This is a genomic window from Prevotella sp. P5-92 (assembly GCF_002251245.1).
Lineage (GTDB): Bacteria > Bacteroidota > Bacteroidia > Bacteroidales > Bacteroidaceae > Prevotella.
Genome location: NZ_NPJG01000042.1, coordinates 240618 through 262862, shown reverse-complemented (window position 1 = coordinate 262862; position 22245 = coordinate 240618). Strand labels below are relative to the sequence as shown.

20 protein-coding genes are annotated in these 22245 nt (G+C 48.3%); 16 read left to right on the top strand and 4 right to left on the bottom strand.

From position 1 onward, the window contains the following. On the top strand, positions 1-383 hold a 383-nt coding region (locus tag CIK99_RS15570), incomplete at its 5' end, for a hypothetical protein (protein WP_216822784.1). A gap of 486 nt (positions 384-869) precedes the next feature. On the opposite strand, the gene CIK99_RS05320 is transcribed toward CIK99_RS15570, so the two are convergent. Further along, positions 870-1229 carry an MmcQ/YjbR family DNA-binding protein gene (locus CIK99_RS05320; protein WP_094380509.1) on the bottom strand — a complete coding sequence of 120 codons (360 nt, stop codon included), beginning with the start codon at positions 1227-1229 and terminating at the stop codon, positions 870-872. Between the two features lie 222 nt (positions 1230-1451). Between CIK99_RS05320 and CIK99_RS05315 the strand changes: the two genes are divergently transcribed. From CIK99_RS05315 to CIK99_RS05265, 11 genes are all read left to right on the top strand, one after another. Further along, the gene (locus CIK99_RS05315) at positions 1452-2144 is read left to right on the top strand and encodes a PASTA domain-containing protein (protein WP_094380507.1); all 693 of its coding nucleotides are present in this window, start codon (positions 1452-1454) and stop codon (positions 2142-2144) included. 19 nt (positions 2145-2163) lie between these two features. Further along, positions 2164-3231, top strand: coding sequence for an RluA family pseudouridine synthase (locus CIK99_RS05310; protein WP_094380505.1), 1068 nt, complete (start codon positions 2164-2166; stop codon positions 3229-3231). Between the two features lie 37 nt (positions 3232-3268). Then, the gene (locus CIK99_RS05305; RefSeq protein ID WP_094380503.1) at positions 3269-4282 is read left to right on the top strand and encodes a D-alanine--D-alanine ligase; all 1014 of its coding nucleotides are present in this window, start codon (positions 3269-3271) and stop codon (positions 4280-4282) included. A gap of 25 nt (positions 4283-4307) precedes the next feature. Then, positions 4308-5468 (top strand): 1-acyl-sn-glycerol-3-phosphate acyltransferase, encoded by a 1161-nt coding sequence (locus CIK99_RS05300; protein WP_094380501.1) that lies wholly within the window; start codon positions 4308-4310, stop codon positions 5466-5468. Positions 5469-5532: 64 nt separating this feature from the next. Next, positions 5533-6189, top strand: a complete 657-nt coding sequence (locus CIK99_RS05295; RefSeq protein ID WP_158215907.1) for a NigD-like C-terminal domain-containing protein — start codon at positions 5533-5535, stop codon at positions 6187-6189. 57 nt (positions 6190-6246) lie between these two features. Further along, entirely contained in the window at positions 6247-7437 is a 1191-nt protein-coding gene (kbl, locus tag CIK99_RS05290; protein WP_094380497.1) for a glycine C-acetyltransferase, read from the top strand. A 42-nt stretch (positions 7438-7479) separates the two neighbouring features. Continuing rightward, positions 7480-8505: an L-threonine 3-dehydrogenase gene (gene tdh, locus CIK99_RS05285; protein ID WP_094380495.1), complete on the top strand. Its 1026-nt coding sequence runs from the start codon at positions 7480-7482 to the stop codon at positions 8503-8505. A 14-nt stretch (positions 8506-8519) separates the two neighbouring features. After that, entirely contained in the window at positions 8520-8726 is a 207-nt protein-coding gene (locus CIK99_RS05280; RefSeq protein WP_094380493.1) for a hypothetical protein, read from the top strand. Positions 8727-8990: 264 nt separating this feature from the next. Continuing rightward, the gene (locus tag CIK99_RS05275) at positions 8991-9926 is read left to right on the top strand and encodes a carbohydrate kinase (protein ID WP_094380491.1); all 936 of its coding nucleotides are present in this window, start codon (positions 8991-8993) and stop codon (positions 9924-9926) included. A gap of 19 nt (positions 9927-9945) precedes the next feature. Further along, entirely contained in the window at positions 9946-11130 is a 1185-nt protein-coding gene (locus CIK99_RS05270) for an FprA family A-type flavoprotein (RefSeq protein ID WP_094380489.1), read from the top strand. After that, positions 11127-12359, top strand: a complete 1233-nt coding sequence (locus CIK99_RS05265) for a pitrilysin family protein (RefSeq protein ID WP_094380487.1) — start codon at positions 11127-11129, stop codon at positions 12357-12359. The genes CIK99_RS05270 and CIK99_RS05265 overlap by 4 nt, the downstream gene beginning before the upstream one ends. 37 nt (positions 12360-12396) lie before the next feature. Here the strand turns inward: CIK99_RS05265 and CIK99_RS05260 are convergent, their stop codons facing one another. Further along, positions 12397-13557 (bottom strand): TlpA disulfide reductase family protein, encoded by a 1161-nt coding sequence (locus CIK99_RS05260; RefSeq protein WP_094380486.1) that lies wholly within the window; start codon positions 13555-13557, stop codon positions 12397-12399. 150 nt (positions 13558-13707) lie between these two features. Here CIK99_RS05260 and CIK99_RS05255 point away from each other — a divergent pair, with 150 nt between their 5' ends. Beyond that, entirely contained in the window at positions 13708-14916 is a 1209-nt protein-coding gene (locus CIK99_RS05255) for a glycosyl hydrolase family 8 (RefSeq protein ID WP_094380483.1), read from the top strand. Between the two features lie 68 nt (positions 14917-14984). Beyond that, on the top strand, positions 14985-16682 hold the full coding sequence (gene ettA, locus CIK99_RS05250; RefSeq protein WP_094380481.1) for an energy-dependent translational throttle protein EttA: 1698 nt from the start codon (positions 14985-14987) through the stop codon (positions 16680-16682). Between the two features lie 85 nt (positions 16683-16767). Here ettA and gpmI read toward each other — a convergent pair whose 3' ends face one another. Beyond that, on the bottom strand, positions 16768-18291 hold the full coding sequence (gene gpmI / locus CIK99_RS05245; RefSeq protein WP_094380479.1) for a 2,3-bisphosphoglycerate-independent phosphoglycerate mutase: 1524 nt from the start codon (positions 18289-18291) through the stop codon (positions 16768-16770). A 222-nt stretch (positions 18292-18513) separates the two neighbouring features. Here gpmI and pta point away from each other — a divergent pair, with 222 nt between their 5' ends. After that, positions 18514-19524, top strand: coding sequence for a phosphate acetyltransferase (gene pta, locus CIK99_RS05240; RefSeq protein WP_094380477.1), 1011 nt, complete (start codon positions 18514-18516; stop codon positions 19522-19524). Between the two features lie 76 nt (positions 19525-19600). Further along, a complete protein-coding gene (locus CIK99_RS05235) occupies positions 19601-20794 on the top strand; it encodes an acetate kinase (RefSeq protein ID WP_094380475.1) in 1194 nt (397 codons plus the stop codon). Between the two features lie 128 nt (positions 20795-20922). Here the strand turns inward: CIK99_RS05235 and CIK99_RS05230 are convergent, their stop codons facing one another. Next, positions 20923-22194 (bottom strand): serpin family protein, encoded by a 1272-nt coding sequence (locus tag CIK99_RS05230; RefSeq protein WP_094380533.1) that lies wholly within the window; start codon positions 22192-22194, stop codon positions 20923-20925. Positions 22195-22245: the final 51 nt, after the last annotated feature.

Genomic DNA, 22245 nt, shown 5'->3' with positions numbered 1-22245 from the left:
TCAAGTCTAAAGAAACCTATTCTCAATCTTTTCAAATTGACGGTTCGTTTACCCAATCGATTTCTCGATTGCTTCTTGTACTACTACTTCTCTGTTATGTAAATCTTTCAAAGAACTCTTCTTATAGTCGCTCAAGAGAAGCGTTGTTCTCAAAAGCGAGTGCAAAGGTACGGCAAAAATCGATACGCTCCAAACATTTCGGCAAAAAACTTTCATTCTTTAACATTCGTTTGCAAATAATAGGTGTAAATAGAAGCATTATTCTATATACACCTTTTTTATATATAAAGAGGAAGTTGATGAATTGGCAAGTTAGAAGTGCTCGAATGAATAAGGGGAAATGGACTGAATACTTCGTTTTTTTTCTATTTATCCACTATTAATACGAATAAAGATAAATGGAACATAATATCAGGGCATAGAGAATGGACTAAGAACGGGTGTGATGACAACAACTGGCCTAAAGGAATGAAAGTATAAGGACAACTGGAATGAAATATTATCAACAGACGTGTTTGATTTATCATCATAACGTGTTGAGTTTATGTTCCGCAGTGCGGAACGTACGTTCACCACTGCGGAATGTACGTTCACCACTGCGGAATGTACGTTCCGCACTGCGGAACATAAACTAAAAGCGTATGCTTAATAAATCGGAATAGTCTATATGGGGAAAATCATATAGCCTATGTTAAACAAATACAAGCAGTGGGATTGTCAACAAAAGAATTATGTGTCCCAAAAATCAGACCGCAAATAAATATATTGGAGAGACATGAGAAATCGGTTATTGATACGGTATTTTCCCAAGAATTGGAACAGAACCGCAGCGTTTTGACGACAGAAAGGAGACGTTATCATCGCTCAGGTTAAACGTCTCCTATGGGGTGCGCTTCCTTTACTTTTCTTGGCAGTTTCTTTACCACCAGTTCGTAGCTGTGGCGTATGAGGTGCTGGATGAGGGAGTCGGGGAGATGGCCGTAGAGGTTGAGCTGGTTCCAGTGCTTCTTGTTCATGTGCCATGCACCCGTTATCTCTGGATGACTCTCGCGCAGTTCTACAGCATAGTCAGGGTCGCACTTGAGCACAAACCATTCGGTGTTGTCGAGGTCGATCATGGCAAATATCTTGTTAGCCACGCGGAAGGCGAGGGTGGTCTCGTCGAAAGGGAAATACTCTGACGTTGCCGGTAGCGACAGACAATAGTCGCGGATTGATTCTATATTCATGTTATTCGGTGTTTTTGCTGCAAAGGTAATAATAATCCCATAACATCCAAAGATTTTCTCGTTTTTTTTACTTTCATTAGTCCCTCACTATTTATAATTCTCGCCGACTCTACTTGTCATTATATAATAAAGGTGGGAAACATCAGGATTTAAGCAATTTTTAATGTTTTTATTTTGTAGTTTCTACTATTTCCATTACCTTTGCATTACAAATTCAGAAAGATGAAGACAAAAGAGTTTCTAAGCAAGCTGACGAGCAAATATCTCTGGGGCAACATTGCAGCCATGTGTTGCGTCATAGTCGCTCTTTGTGTGGGTGTGAAATACGGATTGGAGATTTACACACACCACGGAGAAGGCATTGCCGTACCAGACCTCAAGGGAATGAAATACAGTGAAGCCACATACCTGTTATCCCAAAACAAACTTCGGATTATCGTCAGCGACTCAGGCTACAACAAGAGGTTGCCAGCCGACTGCATATTGGCGCAAAGCCCAGGCTTCGGAACGAAAGTGAAAGAAGGGCATGCCATATATGTAACTGTCAACTCACCATCTTCGCCATCCTTCGCCATCCCTGACATCATCGACAACAGCAGTGCCCGTGAAGCCACCGCAAAACTTACCGCCATGGGATTCAAGCTCCTCCCGCCTAAATATGTTGACGGTGAGAAAGACTGGGTTTACGGCATAACATGCCGCGGCAGACGCCTTGCCACTGGCGACCGCATCCCTATTGACTATCCATTGACACTCATCGTGGGCGATGGCAAATACGCCGACGGATTTGCAGATATCGACTTCTCTGGACCCGAATATGACATCGATGAGACGGGCAATGATATTGACGAATTCGAGGAGGTGACAGCACCACCTTCTGAGGAGGAGACAGTGGGAGACAAGCCTGCATTTTGACATTTCATACAGACAAACAATGACAACAGAAGATATATCACCGATGCTTCAGGTCGCTGACATAGACCTTGAGGAAAGCCAGCAACTGTACGAGCACTTCAGGTTTGAGGTGGACAAAGGCCAGGTGCCTGTGAGAATAGACAAGTTTATGTTTGAAAAACTCCAGCACTCAAGCCGTAACAGAATACAAAAAGCCGCTGAGGCGGGCTTTGTACACGTCAACGACAAACCCGTGAAGAGCAACTACAAGGTGCGTCCGGGCGACATAGTCACCCTCATGCTCGACAGGCCGCATTACGACACTACGATAGAACCGGAAGATATTCCGCTCGACGTAGTATATGAAGACGATGAACTGATGGTGATAAACAAACCGGCAGGCCTTGTCGTACATCCCGGATGCGGCAACTTTCATGGAACATTGGTCAACGCCATAGCGTGGCACCTGCGCAACCTGCCTTCTTACGACCCCAACGACCCTCAGGTGGGTTTGGTACACAGAATAGACAAGGACACGAGCGGACTCATTGTGGTGGCAAAGACCCCAGAAGCGAAGACAAGTCTTGGCGTACAGTTCTTCAACAAGACCACACACCGCAGCTACAACGCTCTCGTATGGGGAAATTTTGTTGAGGACTCAGGAACGATAACAGGCAATATAGGGCGCGACCCCAAGGACCGCCTGCGCATGGCCGTCTTCCCGCCAGAGTCAGAGACGGGCAAGCCGGCTGTGACGCACTATAAGGTGATGGAACGTTTCGGTTATGTCACCCTGGTGGAATGTATCCTTGAGACAGGACGCACACACCAGATACGAGCGCACATGAAACATATCGGTCATCCGCTATTCAGCGACGAACGCTACGGCGGCACCGAGATACTTCGAGGTGAACGCTCAGGCAGCTATAGACAGTTTGTTATCAACGGCTTTAAGCTATGCCCACGACAAGTGCTGCACGCTAAGACTTTAGGTTTCGTTCACCCGAGGACAAAGAAACAGATGGACTTCACGTCCGAACTACCTGAAGACATGAGCTCCCTGCTCGAGAAATGGAGACGCTACGTGCCTTCAGTAACAAACGAATAAGAAAAACAAGACATAAAAGCATAATTACAGAAACAATATGGAACAGCAAAAAAGGAAAATAGCCATCGTTTGCGGTGGCGACTCATCGGAGCACGACGTGTCGCTCCGCTCAGCACAAGGACTATACTCTTTCTTCGACAAAGACCGCTACGACATATATATAGTCGATATCAAAGGCCTTGACTGGAACGTTGACCTCGGCGACGGCACCACTTCAAGAATAGACCTGAACGACTTCTCGTTCAAGAAAGACGGACATAAGATCTTCTTCGACTATGCCTATATCACCATACACGGCACCCCCGGGGAGAATGGAATCCTGCAGGGATATTTCGAACTCATTGGCATACCTTATTCCACAAGCGGCGTATTGGTGGAAGCCCTTACATTCGACAAGTTCGTGCTCAACCAATACCTGCGCAGCTACGGCGTGTCGGTGGCCGACAGCCTGCTCATTCGCAAAGGCTACGAGGAAATAGTAAGCGACGACGAGGTGGAGAAACGCATCGGAATGCCTTGCTTCGTAAAGCCGGCAGCCGACGGAAGTAGCTTTGGCGTGTCAAAGGTGAAAGACAAAGACCAGCTCGCGCCTGCCATCCGTAAGGCCATGCTCGAGAGCAGCGACGTGATGGTGGAGTCATACTTAGAGGGAACAGAGATCTCTATCGGTTGCTACAAGACACGCGAGAAGTCTGTCGTACTGCCTGCCACTGAAGTAGTCACCTCAAACGAGTTCTTCGACTACGACGCGAAATACAACGGACAGGTAAAGGAAATCACTCCGGCCCGCCTCAGCGAAGACACAGCCCGCCGCGTGGCAGAACTTACCAGTAGCATCTATGACATTCTCCACTGCAACGGCATCATACGCATCGATTACATCATCGGAAAGGGTAAGGGCAAAAACGGCGAGACGGTTGACAAAATCAACCTCCTGGAAGTGAACACCACCCCAGGCATGACCGCCACAAGCTTCATCCCGCAGCAGGTAAGAGCTGCCGGACTGAACATGGCAGATGTCCTCACCGACATCGTTGAGAATCAGTTTTGACAATTCACAATAAAGTCCAGACACTATGGCTACCCAGAATAATTTTGAACCCATCAGGGCTTTTTCTCCCGAAGACCTTCCGGCGGCTTATGAGCGACTGACATCCGACGTGCAGTTTCGCAATGTAGTGACAAAGGTCTTCCCGCAAGTTCCTTTCGAAATGCTCGAGGCCAAACTCAAGCAGTGTAAGACCAACCTCGACTTCCAACTTGCATTTTGCTATCCATTCCTCAAGGATCTACTTGCAAAGGCAAGCAAAGGCTGCGACATCGACATATCAAATATCGACAATACACGTCGTTACACTTTTGTCAGCAACCATCGCGACATAGTGCTCGACAGTGCGTTGCTCGACGTGATGCTCATCGACGCGGGATTTAAGACCACATGTGAGATAGCCATCGGCGACAACCTTCTCGCCGCACCATGGATAAAGGACCTCGTCAGAGTCAACAAATCGTTTATCGTACTAAGAAGCGCCGGCATACGTGAGATGCTCGTCAATAGCAAACGTATGGCAGAATACATGAATCTTGTCATCAACGAGAAACACGACAACATCTGGATAGCGCAAAGGGAAGGCAGAGCCAAGGATAGCAACGACCGCACACAAGAGTCAATCATCAAGATGATGGCCATGGGAGGAGAAGGTAGCGTAGCGGAGAGACTGAAACAGCTCCATATCGTACCTCTCGCCATCAGTTACGAATACGACCCCTGCGACTTCCTCAAGGCTGCAGAGTTCCAACTCAAACGCGACGTGGAAGGATGGAAAAAGACAAAACAGGACGACGTGCTCAGCATGCAGACAGGCATCATGGGCTACAAAGGCCATATTCATTACCATTGTGCCCCTTGCCTGGACCATTTCCTCGACACTCTGCCTGCCGACCTTCCCAAAGGCGATATCTTCAGGGTGATAGCAGACAAGATGGACAACGACATACATGCCAACTACCAGCTCTATGCAAACAATATCATCGCGCTCGACATGCTTGAGGACACAGCGGGTGGTGATTACACGAAAGAAGAGAAAACCACATTCGTCAATTATCTCGAGCAACAGGCGAAGAAGGCAGAAGACATACTGACAAAGGCAGGTCTCACGCCTGACAAGGCTTATCTACGCGAGAGAATCCTCACCATGTATGCCAATCCCGCTCGCAACAAAGCTGCCGCAAAATAGAATCCACAAATAAGAAAAACAACTTCACATCTACAGCATGCGCCACCTTATTATATATTTAGCAATGGTCGCACTCGCCACTCTCGCTTCGTGCGAGCAAGACAACTACGACAAAGGCGAAGGAAACTATTCAAGACTCACAGCCGACTTTGTCGAAGCTCACACTAACGACGACACCATGTTCGACTATGTGATAACCGACAATGGCGACTCACTACGTCTCACCATTCCGGTCGAGACATCATGGGCAAAGAAGCCTGACAGCCTGTATCGGGCCATGTTATATTATAATAAGGTGGAAGGCAACAAGGCGGAAGTAGTGGCTATAGGGCAGATGTCAACATTAGGCTTTATCCCTGCCGACTCAGTGAAAGAGATGAAGACCGACCCCGTCGGTTTTGAGTCGGCATGGACAAGCAAGAGCAAACGATACATCAACCTCGCCCTCACTCTTCGCGTAGGAACGGTGACCGACCAATCCATAAAGCACAAGTTATTTCTCATAGCCGATTCTCTTGTCACCAAGACCGCCGCGGACAATGCCACCACGCTCCATCTCACACTTTATCACGACAAAGGAGACATACCAGAATATTTCACTCAGAAATACTATTTCTCCATCCCTACCAGTGGCTTAAAAGCATTCAACCCTGACAGCATGTCAATCCACATCAACACTTCAGAAAGCGGACGACGGATTATTACCATGCCATTAGAATAAGATCAGAAGCAAACAAAACCAATTATACATTATCAACATCATTAATACATTATTATCATGTACACCAATTTCCAAAAACATTTATCTGAAGAACTATCCTCAATAAAGGAGGCAGGACTTTACAAAAACGAACGACTCATCTGTTCGCCACAAAGTGCAGAAATCACCGTAGCAGGCGAGACCGTATTAAACTTCTGTGCAAACAACTATCTCGGACTTGCCAACCATCCAGCCCTGATAGAGGCTGCTAAGAATGCTATGGACGAAAGAGGCTACGGTATGTCGTCGGTACGTTTTATCTGCGGAACACAAGACCGCCACAAAGACCTTGAAAAGGCCATTGCCGACTTCTTCGGCACGGAAGACACCATTCTCTATGCAGCTTGCTTTGACGCCAATGGTGGAGTCTTCGAGCCTTTGCTTGGTCCAGACGACGCCATCATCTCCGATGCACTAAACCATGCCTCTATCATCGACGGCGTGCGCCTCTGCAAAGCACAACGCTTCAGATATGCTAATGCAGACATGAGCGATCTGGAGGAACAGTTGAAGGCTGCCGCCAAATGCCGTTTCCGTATCATCGTCACCGATGGAGTTTTCTCCATGGACGGCAACGTTTGTCCACTCGACAAGATTTACGAACTCGCCAACAAGTACGACGCAATGGTAATGGTGGATGAGTCGCACTCTGCCGGAGTAGTGGGAAAGACAGGACGAGGCGTGACAGAGCTCCACAACCTCCGAGGCAAGATAGAAATCATCACCGGTACTCTCGGCAAGGCTTTCGGCGGTGCCGTTGGAGGATTTACAACTGGCAAGAAGGAAATCATTGACATGCTTCGTCAGCGTTCACGTCCATACCTCTTCTCCAACTCTTTGCCTCCAATGGTAGTAGCAGCAGGAATAAAAATGTTCCAGATGATGAACGAGACAAACGAACTTCAAGACAAGCTTCATGCCAATACCGACTACTTCCGCGAGAAGATGCTTGCGGCAGGTTTCGACATAAAGCCGACCCAATCTGCCATCTGTGCGGTGATGCTCTACGATGCCAAGCTGTCGCAGATCATGGCTTCGCGTCTTCAGGAAGAAGGTATTTACGTCACCGGATTCTTCTATCCTGTAGTTCCAAAAGGCCAAGCGCGCATACGCGTACAGATTTCAGCCGCACACGAGCGCGAACATCTCGACAAGTGCATTGCAGCATTCACCAAGATAGGGAAAGAATTGGGAGTAATAAAGGAGTAAAAGGAGTAAAAAATATGCTTAACTCAATAAAAAACGAATGACATGAAAGCATTAGTAAAGAAAGAAGCTCGCAAAGGTATCTGGATGGAAGATGTTGCAGTACCAGAAGTAGGAGTCAACGATGTACTTATAAAGATAAAGAAAACAGCCATCTGCGGCACCGATCTACACATCTACAAGTGGGACGAATGGAGCCAAAAGACAGTAAAGACTCCTATGACCATTGGACATGAATATGTAGGCATTGTAGCCGATGTTGGTCCGGGCGTACAAAACATCAAGGTGGGCGATCGCGTGACGGGCGAAGGCCATATAGCCTGCGGCCATTGCCGCAACTGCCGTAGAGGCAAGCTGCACATTTGCGAGAACAGCATTAGCGTGGGTGTAAACCGTGACGGAGCATTCGCCGAATACCTGTGCATACCCGAGTCGAATGTAGTCAAGCTCGACAATCGCATCAGCGACGACATGGCAGCCATCATGGATCCCTTTGGCAACGCTACCCATACCGCTCTCGCCTTCCCCTTGCTCGGCGAGGATGTTCTCATCACAGGTGCAGGTCTCATAGGCACAATGGCCACAGCCATCGCACGCTTTGCAGGAGCGAAGAATGTAATCGTCACCGACCTCAACGACTATCGTCTCGACATTGCCCGCAAAATGGGAGCCACATTCACCGTCAATGCCTCAAAGGGCGAGACCATTGAAGGCGCAATGAAACAATTAGGCATATCAGGGTTCGATGTAGGACTTGAGATGTCAGGGTCGCCAGTGGCATTCAGGGACATGGTAGCCCATATGTACAATGGTTCACACATAGCACAGCTTGGCATCCTGCCGCCCACCACAACGGTTGACTGGAGCGAGATTATCTTTAAGGCACTCACCATCAAGGGCATCTATGGCCGACAGATGTGGGAGACATGGTACAAGATGGAACAAATGCTTATCTCCGGCCTTGACCTTACTCCTGTCATCACCCACCATTACCCTGTTGACGACTTCCAAAAGGGATTCGATGTCATGGAGTCAGGACTTTGCGGTAAGGTGATACTCGACTGGGAGTAATAACCCGAAATAATATGGAAAGACTTCTTTTCGACAACGATATCAACTCGCCCACCAACAAACAGTTTGTAATCATCGAGAATGACCTCATCTCACGACTGGAAGAGGAAATAGCCTTCACACGCTTTGAAAAATTGGACGACACTCACACCATCTGCCGCTTAGTCACCAGTTGGGCGACAACACCCGGACAGATAGAAGAGCTTGGCAAGATATTATAAAAAAGTAGCCCGCGTCATCACGACGCGGGCATACAAAAATAACTAACCTTTAATCACTAACTTTTCTTTGAAACTAAATATGTGGACATATTAAATTTCGATGCAAAGTTACAAATGTTTTCGATAATAAAGGGATAAAATTTGATAAAAAACGTGTATTAATTAATAATTAGTCTGATTTTTAATCTTTTTTTTGTTATTTCATGGTTATTATCCATCTATTTTTGTAATTTTGCACCTTAAAAATAATATACTCATGTAAATATGCGAAAGGTAATAGGTATAGGAGAAACCGTATTGGACATCATTTTCAAAGACGACCAGCCGATAAGTGCCGTACCAGGAGGCTCGGTATTCAACGGACTGGTATCACTGGGACGGTCTGGCATCAGCACCTCGTTCATCAGCGAGACAGGCAACGACCGTGTCGGACAACGGATAATACGCTTCCTTCAGGAAAATAATATAGACTCCACCAATGTCAACATCCACAAGAACAGCAAATCGCCGCTTTCGTTGGCTTTTCTCAACGACAAAAACGACGCGGAATATGTCTTCTATAAAGACCATCCCAACGACAAGCTCGACTTTGCCTATCCAGAAGTAAACAAAGACGATATAGTGATGTTCGGTTCGTTCTATGCTGTCAACCCCGTCATACGTCCTCAGGTGGCTGGTTTCCTGGAATACGCCAAGTCTCATGGAGCCATCATCTATTACGATGTCAACTTCCGCTCTTCACACAGCAACGAGGTGATGAAGATTACCCCAAACCTTCTTGAGAATCTCGAATTTGCCGATGTGGTAAGAGGCAGTAACGAAGACTTTGGCATTCTCTTCAAACGACATGATGCCGACTCTGTTTATCGTGCAGACATATCTTTTTACTGCCACAACTTCATATATACACAGGGTGCAAACCCGATAGAGCTTAGGGCAGAAGGAGGTATCAGAGGAGAATATGCCGTAGAGAAAACAGAGACCGTTAGCACCATAGGTGCCGGCGACAATTTCAATGCGGGCTTTGTCTATGGGCTGATAAAATACGACATAAGCAAGAAAGATATAGCCCAAGGCCTCAGCAAGGAACAATGGGACAATCTCATCGCCTGCGCACAGATGTTCTCTGCCGAGTGTTGCAAGAGCATCAATAACTACATATCTTGGGAATATGGAGAGAAAATTAGAATAAACAATTAAATATTTTGTATAAAAAACTATGCAGACAATAACAGACAACATTTACTATGTAGGTGTCAACGATCGTAACAAGCACCTCTTTGAAGGATTATGGCCTTTGCCAAATGGAGTATCATACAACTCATATATCATCGACGACGAAAAGGTTTGTCTTATTGATACAGTGGAAGTGGATTTCTTCATACCTTTCATAAAAAACATCCAGCAGACCATTGGCGACCGCCCGATTGACTACCTCGTCATCAACCATATGGAGCCAGACCATAGCGGCTCGATGGAACTCATTCGCAAGTATTATCCCAACATCACCATTGTGGGCAACAAGAAGACATTCGGCATGATGAAAGGATTCTATGGAATAAGCAAAAACACCAAGGAGGTGAAGAACGGCGACGTGCTCGACCTGGGTTCACACAAACTGCAATTTGTCCTCACCCCGATGGTACACTGGCCAGAGACGATGGTGACTCTCGACACAACAGCCAACGTACTGTTCTCGGGCGATGCCTTCGGATGCTTTGGTGCTCTTAACGGCGGAATCCTCGACTCACAGATCAACTGCGACACATTCTGGCTCGAGATGGTACGCTACTACTCGAATATAGTGGGCAAATATGGCACTCCCGTACAGAACGCTCTGAAGAAACTGGCTGGCGTAAAGCTTGACTATATCTGTTCTACCCACGGACCTGTATGGCACGAAAATATCGGAAAAGTGATTTCGATGTACGACTCAATGTCGAAATATGAGACCGAACCGGGACTCGTCATCTGCTACGGCACTATGTACGGCAACACTGAGCGAGCAGCAGAGGCAATAGCACGTGCAGCATCAGAAGCTGGCGTGAAGAACATCGTGATGTACAACGTTTCAAAGACACACCACTCTTATATTATCCGCGACGTGTTCCGCTACAACGGGCTCATCGTCGGTGCGCCGACATACAACACCGGCCTCTACCACGAGATGGAAGTTCTCCTTTCCGAACTGGCAAACAGAGACATCAAAAACCACTACATAGGCTGGTTTGGCAACTATGGATGGGCGAGCAAGGCTGTAGGAAAGATACAGGAATGGAATGAGACCCGCCTCCATTTCGAACAGGTCGGCGAACCCGTTGAAATCTGCCAGAGCCTCAACGAACTGACTGCCCACCAGTGTGAGGAACTTGGCATCAACATGGCGGAAGCGATACTGAAATGAAATATAACACAGCGACACTTCCCAACGGACTAAGAATAATTCACCTGCCCTCAACATCTCCCGTGGTTTATTGCGGATATGGTATCAAAGCCGGTACCCGCAACGAACTACAGGGCGAGGAGGGTGTGGCTCATTTCTGCGAACATACCACATTCAAGGGGACAGAACACCGCAGGGCATGGCATATCATTAACTGTCTTGAGACTGTTGGCGGTGAACTCAATGCCTTTACCAACAAGGAAGACACCGTCTATTACTCTGCCATACTTAAGGAACACACGGCCAAGGCTGTTGATCTCCTCTCGGATATAGTCTTTCACAGCCGTTATCCGCAGCAGGAGATAGACAAGGAGATAGAAGTCATCTGCGACGAGATAGAGAGCTACAACGACTCGCCGGCAGAACTCATCTACGACCTCTTCGAGAATCTCATCTTCAAGGGACATCCTCTCGGACATAACATTCTCGGCGAGGCAAGTCAGCTACGCACCTACACTACCGCAACAGCCACCGCGTTCACCAGCCGCTATTACAAACCAGAAAACGCTATCTTCTTCGCTTATGGCGACATAGACTTCAAACGCCTTGTCAGTCTGTTGAAACGCACCACGAAAGGTTTTCCTGTCTCTACGCCCATTATAGGCGACTCGCAGACCGCATGTTCTCTCCCTCCTTATGAACCTCAAGAGAAAACCATCGAAAAAGGGACTCACCAAGCGCATGTCATGATTGGCAATCGTGCCTATTCTGTTCACGACGAACGCCGTATGGCTCTCTTTCTTCTAAACAATATCCTCGGCGGACCAGGCATGAACGCCCGCTTCAACCTCTCGCTGAGAGAGCGTCACGGATTAGTATATACCGTTGACAGCTCTATGGTGACATACAGTGACACCGGCGTGTGGTGCGTGTATTTCGGATGCGACCCTCACGACGTAAGCCGTTGCCGTCGTCTTGTTGCAAAAGAATTGCAACGGGTGATGGAGAAACCGCTTAGCACCGCACAACTCAACGCTGCCAAAAGACAGATAAAAGGACAGTTGGGAGTGGCTTGCGACAACAGGGAAAGCTTTGCACTCGATTTTGGCAAGAGCTTCCTACACTACGGCTGGGAAAAGGATATACACAATCTTTTCCAGCGTATTGACGCCCTTACAGCCGAGCAAATACAACAAGTCGCCCAGGAAACGTTTGCTCCTGAACGACTTACAACACTTATCATAAAGTAAAGATAATAAAGGTGGGACAAACAAGTCCCACCTTTATTTATAACAATGCCGCAATGGCAGCATCCAAGTCTTTTATTTGGGCAGCACGGTTGACAAGGGTATTGGTCTTGTCGATAAGGAAGAAGTCAGGAACAGACTGTACATTATAGAGTGCCAGACGCTGAGAGTTGACACTTGCCGGGTCATGAACACTTATCCAAGGCAATGCGGATGTCTGCTGCTTCCAGAAGTGCTCGTCGGTATCGAGCGACACCTGATAGATCTCCAGTCCCTGAGCATGATACTTGTTATATAACTCACGGAGCATCAGGATACGCTTTGGCGAGTCTTCCATGGCAAAGACGTGGAAGTCGAGCAGTACGACTTTTCCCTTCAGCTGTGTCAACGAACGCTCCACACCCTTGTTGTCCCTTAGCTTGATATCTATGATACCTGCAGTGGTGACCTTACTTGCGTCTATTGCCACCGACTGCTTCTCGGCTGCGATAATGCGCTCGTTCTTCATTCCTTCGATGGCGATATTATGGAGATTCTCACCACGCTCGGCACCAGGATAGAACGTGTCCCAGCTTGTCGCTACGGCAGCGAAAGCCTTGATGTCTTCCTTGTTTGAACGGGGATCGAAGATGAGATACTGACCGATAGCCTGGAACAAGGCGAAATACGAAGAGGCTGCCTTTGGATCCTTGAAGATGTAGTGGTTCTTCACTTCCTCCTTATATGCTTTTATAAGCTTGTTGATGCTATCTGCCGCAACCTCTGAACCAAGTGAGATATTACGTTCAATGGCAATAGCCTTGTTCTGGAGTTCTATCTGCTTCAATGCCAGGAGGCGTATCTTGGTACACTCTTCCGATCCGCTTACCTCATAGTCGCGTGCCATATTAGGCATCTCTGCCTTCACCATGACGGTCTCGGTGGAGTCGATGGAGATGTTTATAATCTGTCCTGCAATGCGCAGACGATAGAACTCTGGCGCCTCAGTACTCTTACCGCTGAAGCTAAAATCTCCGTCAGCACCAAGCTTGACAGAATCGACAGTCACCGGTCCCGCAAGACTCATATTCTCCAAATACAGAGTGGAATCCTGTGCATTGGCAATAGAGCCTTCGACATGGAATTTCTTCTCTTGACACGCCGTAAAGGCGAATGTAGCAGCCGCTACGGCAGCCACAGGAAATAGTTTTCTTATGTTCATAATACAAAAAATGCAATTTTTTGAGTGCAAAGTTAATGCAAATAATGCGAAGAACAAAATAAAAGTCAAAAAAACAGCCGTTTCCATTGTCATTTGACATAAAATAAGTATCTTTGCAAAAGTATCAATCACCAAATTATTATCTCAACAATGAAAAAAACGACAATCAGGCTATTCGCCTTACTGGTCCTCGGACTCTCATCGGTATCGGCAATGGCCGAAAATCTCTTTAAGACACTGCTCGGCAAAACCGATGCAGAGGTGCAGGCACGCATAGAGCAGACATGGAATCATTTCTTCACCCCAGGAGATCTGACACTCTACGAAACTGACGGACAAAAGAGCGTATATTACGAATCGCCCGACGGACTGGCTTTCGTCATGGACACAGGCAGCAACGACGTTCGCACAGAAGGAATGTCGTATGGCATGATGATAAGCGTACAGCTCGGTCATCGCGAGCAGTTTGACAAACTCTGGCAGTGGTCGAAGAAATACATGGCCTATCCCAAAGACTCTGCATGGGACGGCTTCTTCTGCTGGCAATGCCATACCGACGGTACCCAGTTCGGAGGCAGCAATGCCTCAGACGGCGAAATATATTACGCCACAGCTCTATTCCTTGCCGCCAAACGCTGGAACGAACCCAGATATGCCGAAGAGGCGAACTACATACTACAACGCACCATGGACAACGATGGCACGAAGACTGGCGTGTATAACCTTTACAACCGCGACAACTATCTCGTGACTTTCGTACCCGACCGCGGCGGACATTACTTCACCGACCCGTCATACCAACTGCCCGCCTTCCTCGACTACTGGGCAAAGGTGGCTGAGAAAGACCGCAAGTTCTGGAAGAGAGCTGCCAAGGTGGCACGACAGCATCTCATAGACTCTGCCGACCCCGTCACTGGCCTCTATCCTGACTACAGCAACTACGACGGTACGGCTTACCGCTGGCCACATGCCGCTTACGACACCTCTATATACATGTATGACGCCATTCGCTGCGCCATGAACGTAGGTATGGACTACTATCTCTGCGGCAAGGACAAGAAACGGCAAACTGAGGTGATGGCTCGACTGCTCAACACGTTTAAAGCTGACGGATATAAACACGGACACTTCCCGCTTGACGGGAAACAGGCCTTTGGCGACTATTCCAGAGGTATGGCTGGAGCAAATGCCGTAGCTGCCTTTGCCCTCGCCCACTCCACCCCAGAGCACAAGCAGCTTGCCACAGAGATTGTGCAGCGCCTATGGGATGCCGAGCCGCCTACAGGCAAATATCGTTACTATGAGGGTATGGTGTATTTCCTTTCCATGCTCCACGTGAGCGGCAACTTCAAGTTATAAGCAAAAGAGCATAATCAAAGGGATGTCCATACAAGGAGTTTAGAAACTTTAATTAACATAATAATATAATGGCAACAGTTGACGACAAGAAGATCATCTTCTCAATGGTGGGAGTATCAAAGATTATCCCACAAAATCAGAAACAGATTCTGAAGAACATCTACCTATCGTTCTTCTACGGAGCAAAGATTGGTATCATAGGTCTTAACGGCGCAGGAAAATCGACTCTGATGAAAATCATCGCCGGACTCGAACAACCCACACAAGGAGAAGTGGTATGGAGCCCTGGATATACCGTCGGCTATCTACCACAGGATCCACCTCTCGACGAGGCAAAGACCGTAAAAGAGAACGTCATGGAAGGAGTGCAACACATCTATGACGCTCTGGCTGAATATGAAGACATCAACCAGAAGTTTGGACTGGAAGAGTATTATGGCGACCCTGACAAGATGGATAAACTCATGCAGCGTCAGGCTGAGGTGCAGGACATTATCGACGCTACCGACGCATGGAACATCGACTCGAAACTCGAAAGGGCTATGGACGCGCTACGGTGTCCAGCAGGCGACCTCCCCGTGACAAACCTCTCGGGAGGCGAACGCAGACGTGTGGCCCTCTGCCGCCTTCTCCTCCAGAAGCCCGACGTGCTTCTGCTTGACGAGCCTACCAACCACCTCGACGCAGAGAGCATTGACTGGCTTGAGCAACACTTGCAACAATATGAGGGAACGGTGATTGCCGTCACCCATGACCGCTATTTCCTCGACGACGTGAGCGAATGGATTCTTGAACTCGACCGTGGAGAAGGCATACCATGGAAGGGTAACTACTCGTCATGGCTCGACCAGAAGACCAAGCGAATGGAGCAGGAAGAGAAGTCTGCTTCGAAGCGAAGGAAAACCCTTGAGCGAGAGCTCGAATGGGTACGTATGGCACCAAAAGCCCGACAGGCTAAAGGCAAGGCTCGTCTTAACTCCTATGAGCAGATGCTCAACCAAGAGCAGAAAGAGCGCGAGGAGAAACTCGAGATCTTCATTCCTAACGGACCGCGTCTGGGCAACAAGGTCATCGAGGCTCAGCACGTAAAGAAGGCTTTCGGCGGCAAAGTGCTGTTCAACGATCTCAACTTCATGCTGCCACCTAACGGCATCGTGGGTGTCATTGGTCCTAACGGAGCAGGAAAGACCACACTCTTCCGTCTTATCATGGGGTTGGAGAAAGCCGACGGAGGAACATTCGAGGTGGGCGAGACCGTGAAACTCGCTTACGTTGATCAGCAACACAAGGATATAGACCCTTCAAAGACCGTATATGAGGTGATTTCACAGGGCAACGAAACCATACGTATGGGTGGACGTGATGTCAATGCCCGTGCCTATATCTCGCGTTTCAACTTCTCTGGCACCGACCAAAGCAAGCTCTGCAGCGTTCTGTCGGGCGGTGAGCGTAATCGCCTGCAACTTGCCCTTGCCTTAAAGCAAGAAGGCAACGTACTGCTCCTCGACGAGCCTACCAACGACATCGATGTCAACACCCTACGCGCCCTTGAGGAAGGTCTTGAGGCATTTGCTGGATGTGCTGTTGTCATCAGTCACGACCGCTGGTTCCTCGACCGTATATGCACCCATATCCTTGCTTTCGAAGGCAATGGCGAAGTGTTCTACTTCGAGGGCAGCTATTCTGAGTATGAGATCAACAAGGCACGTCGTCTCGGCAACGAGGAAATAAAGAAAGGACGTTATCGCAAGCTTATGGAAGAATAAGGAGACATAAACATTTGGAGAGATAAGAAAAAGGAGTTAAGGTGTTTGTTACCCTTAACTCCTTTTATTATTATTACTTTTCTATTTACTTGTTGTCGCAAATAAGGTTTTCACCAGTCATGTCGGCAGGTTGCTCAAGTCCCATGATATGGAGGATAGAAGGAGCAACGTCAGCCAGACGACCGTCTTTTACGGTTGCCGAGTTATTGTCGGTGACGTAAATGAATGGCACTGGGTTCAGAGAGTGTGCAGTATTTGGAGTGCCGTCCTCATTGATGGCGTTATCGGCATTGCCATGGTCGGCAATGATGATAGCCTCATAGTCGTTAGCCTTTGCAGCCTCGATGACGTCACGTACGCAGTTGTCAACAGCGTGTACTGCCTTTGCAATAGCGTTATAAATACCAGTGTGTCCCACCATGTCGCCGTTAGCGAAGTTCACCACGATGAAGTCATATTCCTGGGTATTGATAGCGCCCACGAGCTTATCTTTCACCTCGTATGCCGACATCTCTGGCTTCAAGTCGTATGTAGCCACCTTTGGCGAAGGCACCAGGATGCGGTCCTCGCCCTCGTAAGGAGCCTCGCGTCCGCCGTTGAAGAAGAATGTTACGTGAGCATACTTCTCCGTCTCCGCCGTGTGGAGCTGTTTCTTACCCTTGCTGCTGAGATATTCGCCGAGAGTATTTCCCACATTTTCTTTCGGGAAGAGGATGTGTACACCTTTGAAGGATGCATCGTAAGGAGTCATGCAATAGTACTGCAGGCCAGGTATTGTCTTCATGCCTTCCTCTGGCATGTCCTGCTGTGTGAGCACCTGTGTAAGTTCCTTTGCGCGGTCGTTACGGAAGTTGATGAAGACAACGACGTCGCCTTCCTGTATGGTACCGTCAACCTTAGCGTTGTTGATAGGTTTGATAAACTCGTCGGTCACACCTTCGGCATAGCTCTCCTCCATAGCCTTCACCATGCAGTCGGCCTGTTTGCCCTTACCCTCAACGAGCAGGTCGTAAGCCTCCTTCACGCGGTCCCAGCGCTTGTCGCGGTCCATGGCATAGAAACGGCCTACGATAGAAGCTATGTGTGCGTCGTTCTTTTCACATATCTCAGCGAGCTGTTTGATAAAGCCAATACCACTCTTAGGGTCGGTATCGCGTCCGTCCATGAAGCAGTGTACGAAAGTCTGTGTCAACCCATATTCCTTACTTATCTCAACGAGTTTGAAGAGATGATCGAGCGAAGAGTGAACGCCACCGTCAGAGGTGAGTCCCATGAGGTGCAAGCGCTTGCCGTTTTCTTTTGCGTAGCTGTATGCCGCCTTCACTTCAGGATTTTCCTTGATAGAGCCATCCTTGCACGCACGGTTGATCTTCACGAGGTCTTGGTAAACCACACGACCAGCACCAATGTTGAGGTGTCCTACCTCTGAGTTACCCATCTGTCCGTCAGGCAGACCTACGTTCTCACCAGAAGCCTGAAGCTGTGAATGTGCGCTAATTGCTGTTAGATAGTCGAGGTAAGGAGTTGGAGTATTGTTGATTACATCACCCTTACCTTTCTTTCCGATTCCCCATCCGTCGAGAATCATCAATAATGCTTTCTTTGCCATATTATTCCTAATATATATAGATTAAAATCTGAATTCTGAGTGCAAAGGTACAGCAAAGGAATGAAATTACAAAGAATAGAACTTATAATTTTTTTAAAAAAAACGCATAAAATAGGTTAAGTTTGAAATATTTTTCTTACTTTTGCAAAATGTAAGGTGGACTTTGCAAAATAAGCCCTCAAATACAACTACAACAAAATCAAAACTACATTAAAACATACTATGGATTTAGTACAAAAAATCATCGAGCGCGCCAAGAGCAACAAGCAGCGCATTGTACTCCCCGAAGCCACCGAGGAGCGCACATTAAGAGCAGCAGACAGAGTCCTCGCTGAAGGTGTGGCAGATCTTATCCTCATTGGCAATCCCGATGAGGTTCACTCACTTGCCCAGCAATGGGGATTGACAAATATCGACAAGGCTACACTTATCGACCCTGAAAACAATCCTAAGGCCGAAGAATATGCAGCCTTGCTGACAGAGCTGCGCAAGAAGAAGGGAATGACAATAGAGAAGGCGCGCGAGCTGATGAAGAATCCTCTCTATCTCGGATGTATGATCATCAAGACTGAAGGTGCCGACGGACAGATCAGCGGTGCGCTCAGCACCACTGGCGACACACTGCGCCCTGCCCTTCAGATCATCAAGTGTGCCCCTGGCATCTCCTGTGTTAGCGGCGCAATGCTTCTCATCACCGATAAGGAGCAATATGGCGAAGAGGGCATCCTTGTCATGGGCGACGTAGCAGTCACTCCTATGCCTGATGCCAACCAGCTGGCACAGATCGCCGTATGTACGGCTCAGACCGCGAAGAGCGTAGCCGGCTTTGAGGAGCCCCGTGTAGCCATGTTGAGCTTCTCTACCAAGGGCAGTGCAAGTCATGAGGTGGTTGATAAGGTGGTTGAAGCCACTCGTCTTGCCAAGGAGCTCGACCCCTCTCTCCAGATAGACGGAGAGTTGCAGGCTGATGCCTCGCTCGTCCCAGCTGTCGGTGCAAAGAAGGCTCCAGGCAGCAAGATTGCCGGTCGTGCCAACGTTCTCATCGTGCCTTGTCTCGAAGTGGGCAACATCTCCTACAAACTCGTGGAGCGTCTCGGCGGTGCAACAGCCCTCGGCCCAATCCTCCAAGGTATAGCTCGTCCTGTCAACGACCTCAGTCGCGGTTGCTCTGTTGACGACATCTACAAGATGGTTGCCATCACTGCTTGCCAGGCAATGGATGCGAAGAAGTAGTTATTATTATTTTGGAGTTAAGGAGTTAAGGAGCTTAAGGAATTAACTCCTTAACTCCCCCAAAAACTATAAAAGTATGAAAATATTAGTATTAAACTGTGGCAGCTCATCTATTAAGTATGCGCTCTACAACATGGACACCAAGGAGGTGATGACCTCTGGAGGTGCAGAAAGAGTTGGTCTCGACGGTGCATTCGTCAAAGTGAAACTGGCTAACGGTGAAAAGAAGCAGATAATGCACGACATTCCCGAGCACACCGAAGGTGTGAAGTTTATCTTCTCACTCCTCACCGACCCAGAGATCGGAGTAATCAAAGACCTGAAGGAAATCGACGCCGTGGGACATCGTATGGTACACGGTGGAGAGAAGTTTAACAAGAGCGTCGTTCTTACCGACGAGGTGCTAAAAGTGTTTGAGGAATGCAGCGACCTCGCTCCACTCCACAACCCAGCGAACCTCAAGGGAGTCAAGGCCGTTAGCGAGCTGATGCCCGGTCTGCCTCAGGTGGGCGTGTTCGACACCGCCTTCCACCAGACCATGCCCGACTACGCTTACATGTATGCCGTACCATACGAACTGTATGAGAAGTATGGCATCCGCCGCTATGGTTTCCACGGCACCAGCCACCGCTACGTGGCAAAGCGCGTGTGCGACTTCCTCGGCGTCAATCCCGAAGACAAGAAGATCATCACCTGCCATATCGGCAACGGTGCATCAATAGCTGCCGTTGACTGCGGCAAGTGCGTTGACACCTCTATGGGTCTCACTCCATTGGAAGGTGTGATGATGGGTACACGCTCGGGCGATATCGACGGCGGCGCAGTGGCATTCCTTCAGAAGAAGCTCAACCTCGACGCTGACGGCATCTCCGACCTGCTTAACAAGAAGAGCGGTGTGCTTGGCATAACCGAACTGTCTTCCGACATGCGCGAAGTAGAGGCTGCCTGCGAGAAGGGCGAGCCAAAGGCTGTGCTTGCCATGAAGATGTACAACTATCGCATCAAGAAATATATCGGAGCCTACGCAGCTGCCATGGGTGGTGTTGACATCATAGTCTTCACAGCCGGTGTCGGCGAGAACCAGTGGAGCACCCGTCAAGAGTCATGCGAAGGTCTTGAGTTCCTCGGAGTGGAAATTGACAAGGAGCTCAACAAGGGCTTGCGTGGCGTGGAGAAGGTCATCTCAACAGCCAACTCCAAAGTCACTGTATGCATCATCCCGACCGACGAGGAGCTGATGATTGCTACCGACACCATGAACCTTCTCTGATTCTCAAATAAAATTGGCAATAACATTGAAGGAACTGCCAACTAACCGCCACATCCCCTTATAAACAATCAGAAGGCATGGCATCAGACGCAACACGTCCCGGTGCCATGCCTTTTATAGTAAGGAACTTATTTACCGGTGAACTGTCCCATGAAGAGGATGGCACCGGTATAGTTGTCTTGTATAAGATATACAAAGGGATGGTCGCAGTGGAAATCCACGCGGCGTGGTTCCTGGGGACGCATGGCGGTGAGCTTCATCATACCCATGGTGACGGCAGCTGCCTTTGTGCCTTCCTCGCTCACCTCAATCTTTGCCTTCTGAAGCATCTCCGACACATACACGTTGCCGTTGGCAAAAGACGAGAAGTCGGCGCGTGAGGCATCAAACATCGCAGGTGCGCCCAATCTTGCAACTATGTCCTTCAACGAGAGTTTCATCTCAGTGGTGAAGCGGGGTAGCTTCAAATCAACGATACATTCCTCCATGTTACGGCGGAGAGAAGCCAAAGTGTCGGCATTGAGAGCCTTCGTCACGTCGGTGACAAACTTGCCGTCGTTGGGCAATAGCACTGTCATTGAATAAGTTCCTGACCCGTAAGGCAGGGTCACTGCCGAATAGACATCGTTTGACGTATAGTAGTACTTGGCGTTGCGATGCATCATATCGACATAATTGATGTCGCGGGTGAAGCCATTGAACTGCTCCTTCTTGGTGTTGCTCTTGTCGAACTTGTCGGTCCACGTCCCGTTGAAGTATATGGCGTTCAGGATGTATGCCACTGCCGACGGATTCACCTGGTCAATGATGGAGGGTATCATATTGTCGGTATGCTCACTGCACCAGCCGTTTATTCGCGTTGTGCTCTTGGAATCGTTGAAGTCAAGAGCTTCCACGGAGCCTTGATAACTGTCGGCGATAGTGGATGCGAATTTCTTCTTCAGCTTAAACTCCTTGTTGAGGGCAATATAGTTTGCAATGTTGAGCGTGGTCTGCTTGTCGGCAGTCTTTGCCCTTCTCATGAGATAGGCATAGAACGCGTTCATCTCGTCGATGTCGAAGTCTTTGGCACCGATGGCAGCCATAATCTCCTCTCGCGTTACTCCTTCCGCTCCATTGGCAAGCATCGACATAAGATAGGTGACGCTCATTGGCGAGATCACGCTCGAGCCAACTCCCTTAACCTCCGAGAAAAGGTTAAGGGCAAACTGGTTATTACGCTTCACAAGGTCATATTGCGCATCAGAGAGCACCATGAACCCAGGGTCGATATCGTCTTCATTCGTCATGCTTGTCATACCATTACTCTTGTCGTCACTGATTTTCTTTGTTGAACTGCATGCCGAAAGGGCGAGCAGCGCTAAAGCCATCATGGCAATGTTCTTAAATGTTTTCTTCATATTGTTATTCATTATCTTTCGTAACATATAAACACCCATGATGTACTTTTC

What these genes read in the sequence shown, in the direction of transcription:
- CIK99_RS05255 (WP_094380483.1), top strand. Translation starts at nt 13,708, where the DNA reads ATGAAAAAAACGACAATCAGGCTATTCGCCTTACTGGTCCTCGGACTC.
- CIK99_RS05235 (WP_094380475.1), top strand. Translation starts at nt 19,601, where the DNA reads ATGAAAATATTAGTATTAAACTGTGGCAGCTCATCTATTAAGTATGCG.
- CIK99_RS05230 (WP_094380533.1), bottom strand. Translation starts at nt 22,194, where the DNA reads ATGAAGAAAACATTTAAGAACATTGCCATGATGGCTTTAGCGCTGCTC.
- CIK99_RS05270 (WP_094380489.1), top strand. Translation starts at nt 9,946, where the DNA reads ATGCAGACAATAACAGACAACATTTACTATGTAGGTGTCAACGATCGT.
- CIK99_RS05315 (WP_094380507.1), top strand. Translation starts at nt 1,452, where the DNA reads ATGAAGACAAAAGAGTTTCTAAGCAAGCTGACGAGCAAATATCTCTGG.
- CIK99_RS05275 (WP_094380491.1), top strand. Translation starts at nt 8,991, where the DNA reads ATGCGAAAGGTAATAGGTATAGGAGAAACCGTATTGGACATCATTTTC.
- CIK99_RS05295 (WP_158215907.1), top strand. Translation starts at nt 5,533, where the DNA reads ATGGTCGCACTCGCCACTCTCGCTTCGTGCGAGCAAGACAACTACGAC.
- tdh (WP_094380495.1), top strand. Translation starts at nt 7,480, where the DNA reads ATGAAAGCATTAGTAAAGAAAGAAGCTCGCAAAGGTATCTGGATGGAA.
- CIK99_RS05300 (WP_094380501.1), top strand. Translation starts at nt 4,308, where the DNA reads ATGGCTACCCAGAATAATTTTGAACCCATCAGGGCTTTTTCTCCCGAA.
- CIK99_RS05305 (WP_094380503.1), top strand. Translation starts at nt 3,269, where the DNA reads ATGGAACAGCAAAAAAGGAAAATAGCCATCGTTTGCGGTGGCGACTCA.
- pta (WP_094380477.1), top strand. Translation starts at nt 18,514, where the DNA reads ATGGATTTAGTACAAAAAATCATCGAGCGCGCCAAGAGCAACAAGCAG.
- gpmI (WP_094380479.1), bottom strand. Translation starts at nt 18,291, where the DNA reads ATGGCAAAGAAAGCATTATTGATGATTCTCGACGGATGGGGAATCGGA.
- CIK99_RS05260 (WP_094380486.1), bottom strand. Translation starts at nt 13,557, where the DNA reads ATGAACATAAGAAAACTATTTCCTGTGGCTGCCGTAGCGGCTGCTACA.
- ettA (WP_094380481.1), top strand. Translation starts at nt 14,985, where the DNA reads ATGGCAACAGTTGACGACAAGAAGATCATCTTCTCAATGGTGGGAGTA.
- CIK99_RS05265 (WP_094380487.1), top strand. Translation starts at nt 11,127, where the DNA reads ATGAAATATAACACAGCGACACTTCCCAACGGACTAAGAATAATTCAC.
- CIK99_RS05320 (WP_094380509.1), bottom strand. Translation starts at nt 1,229, where the DNA reads ATGAATATAGAATCAATCCGCGACTATTGTCTGTCGCTACCGGCAACG.
- CIK99_RS05280 (WP_094380493.1), top strand. Translation starts at nt 8,520, where the DNA reads ATGGAAAGACTTCTTTTCGACAACGATATCAACTCGCCCACCAACAAA.
- kbl (WP_094380497.1), top strand. Translation starts at nt 6,247, where the DNA reads ATGTACACCAATTTCCAAAAACATTTATCTGAAGAACTATCCTCAATA.
- CIK99_RS05310 (WP_094380505.1), top strand. Translation starts at nt 2,164, where the DNA reads ATGACAACAGAAGATATATCACCGATGCTTCAGGTCGCTGACATAGAC.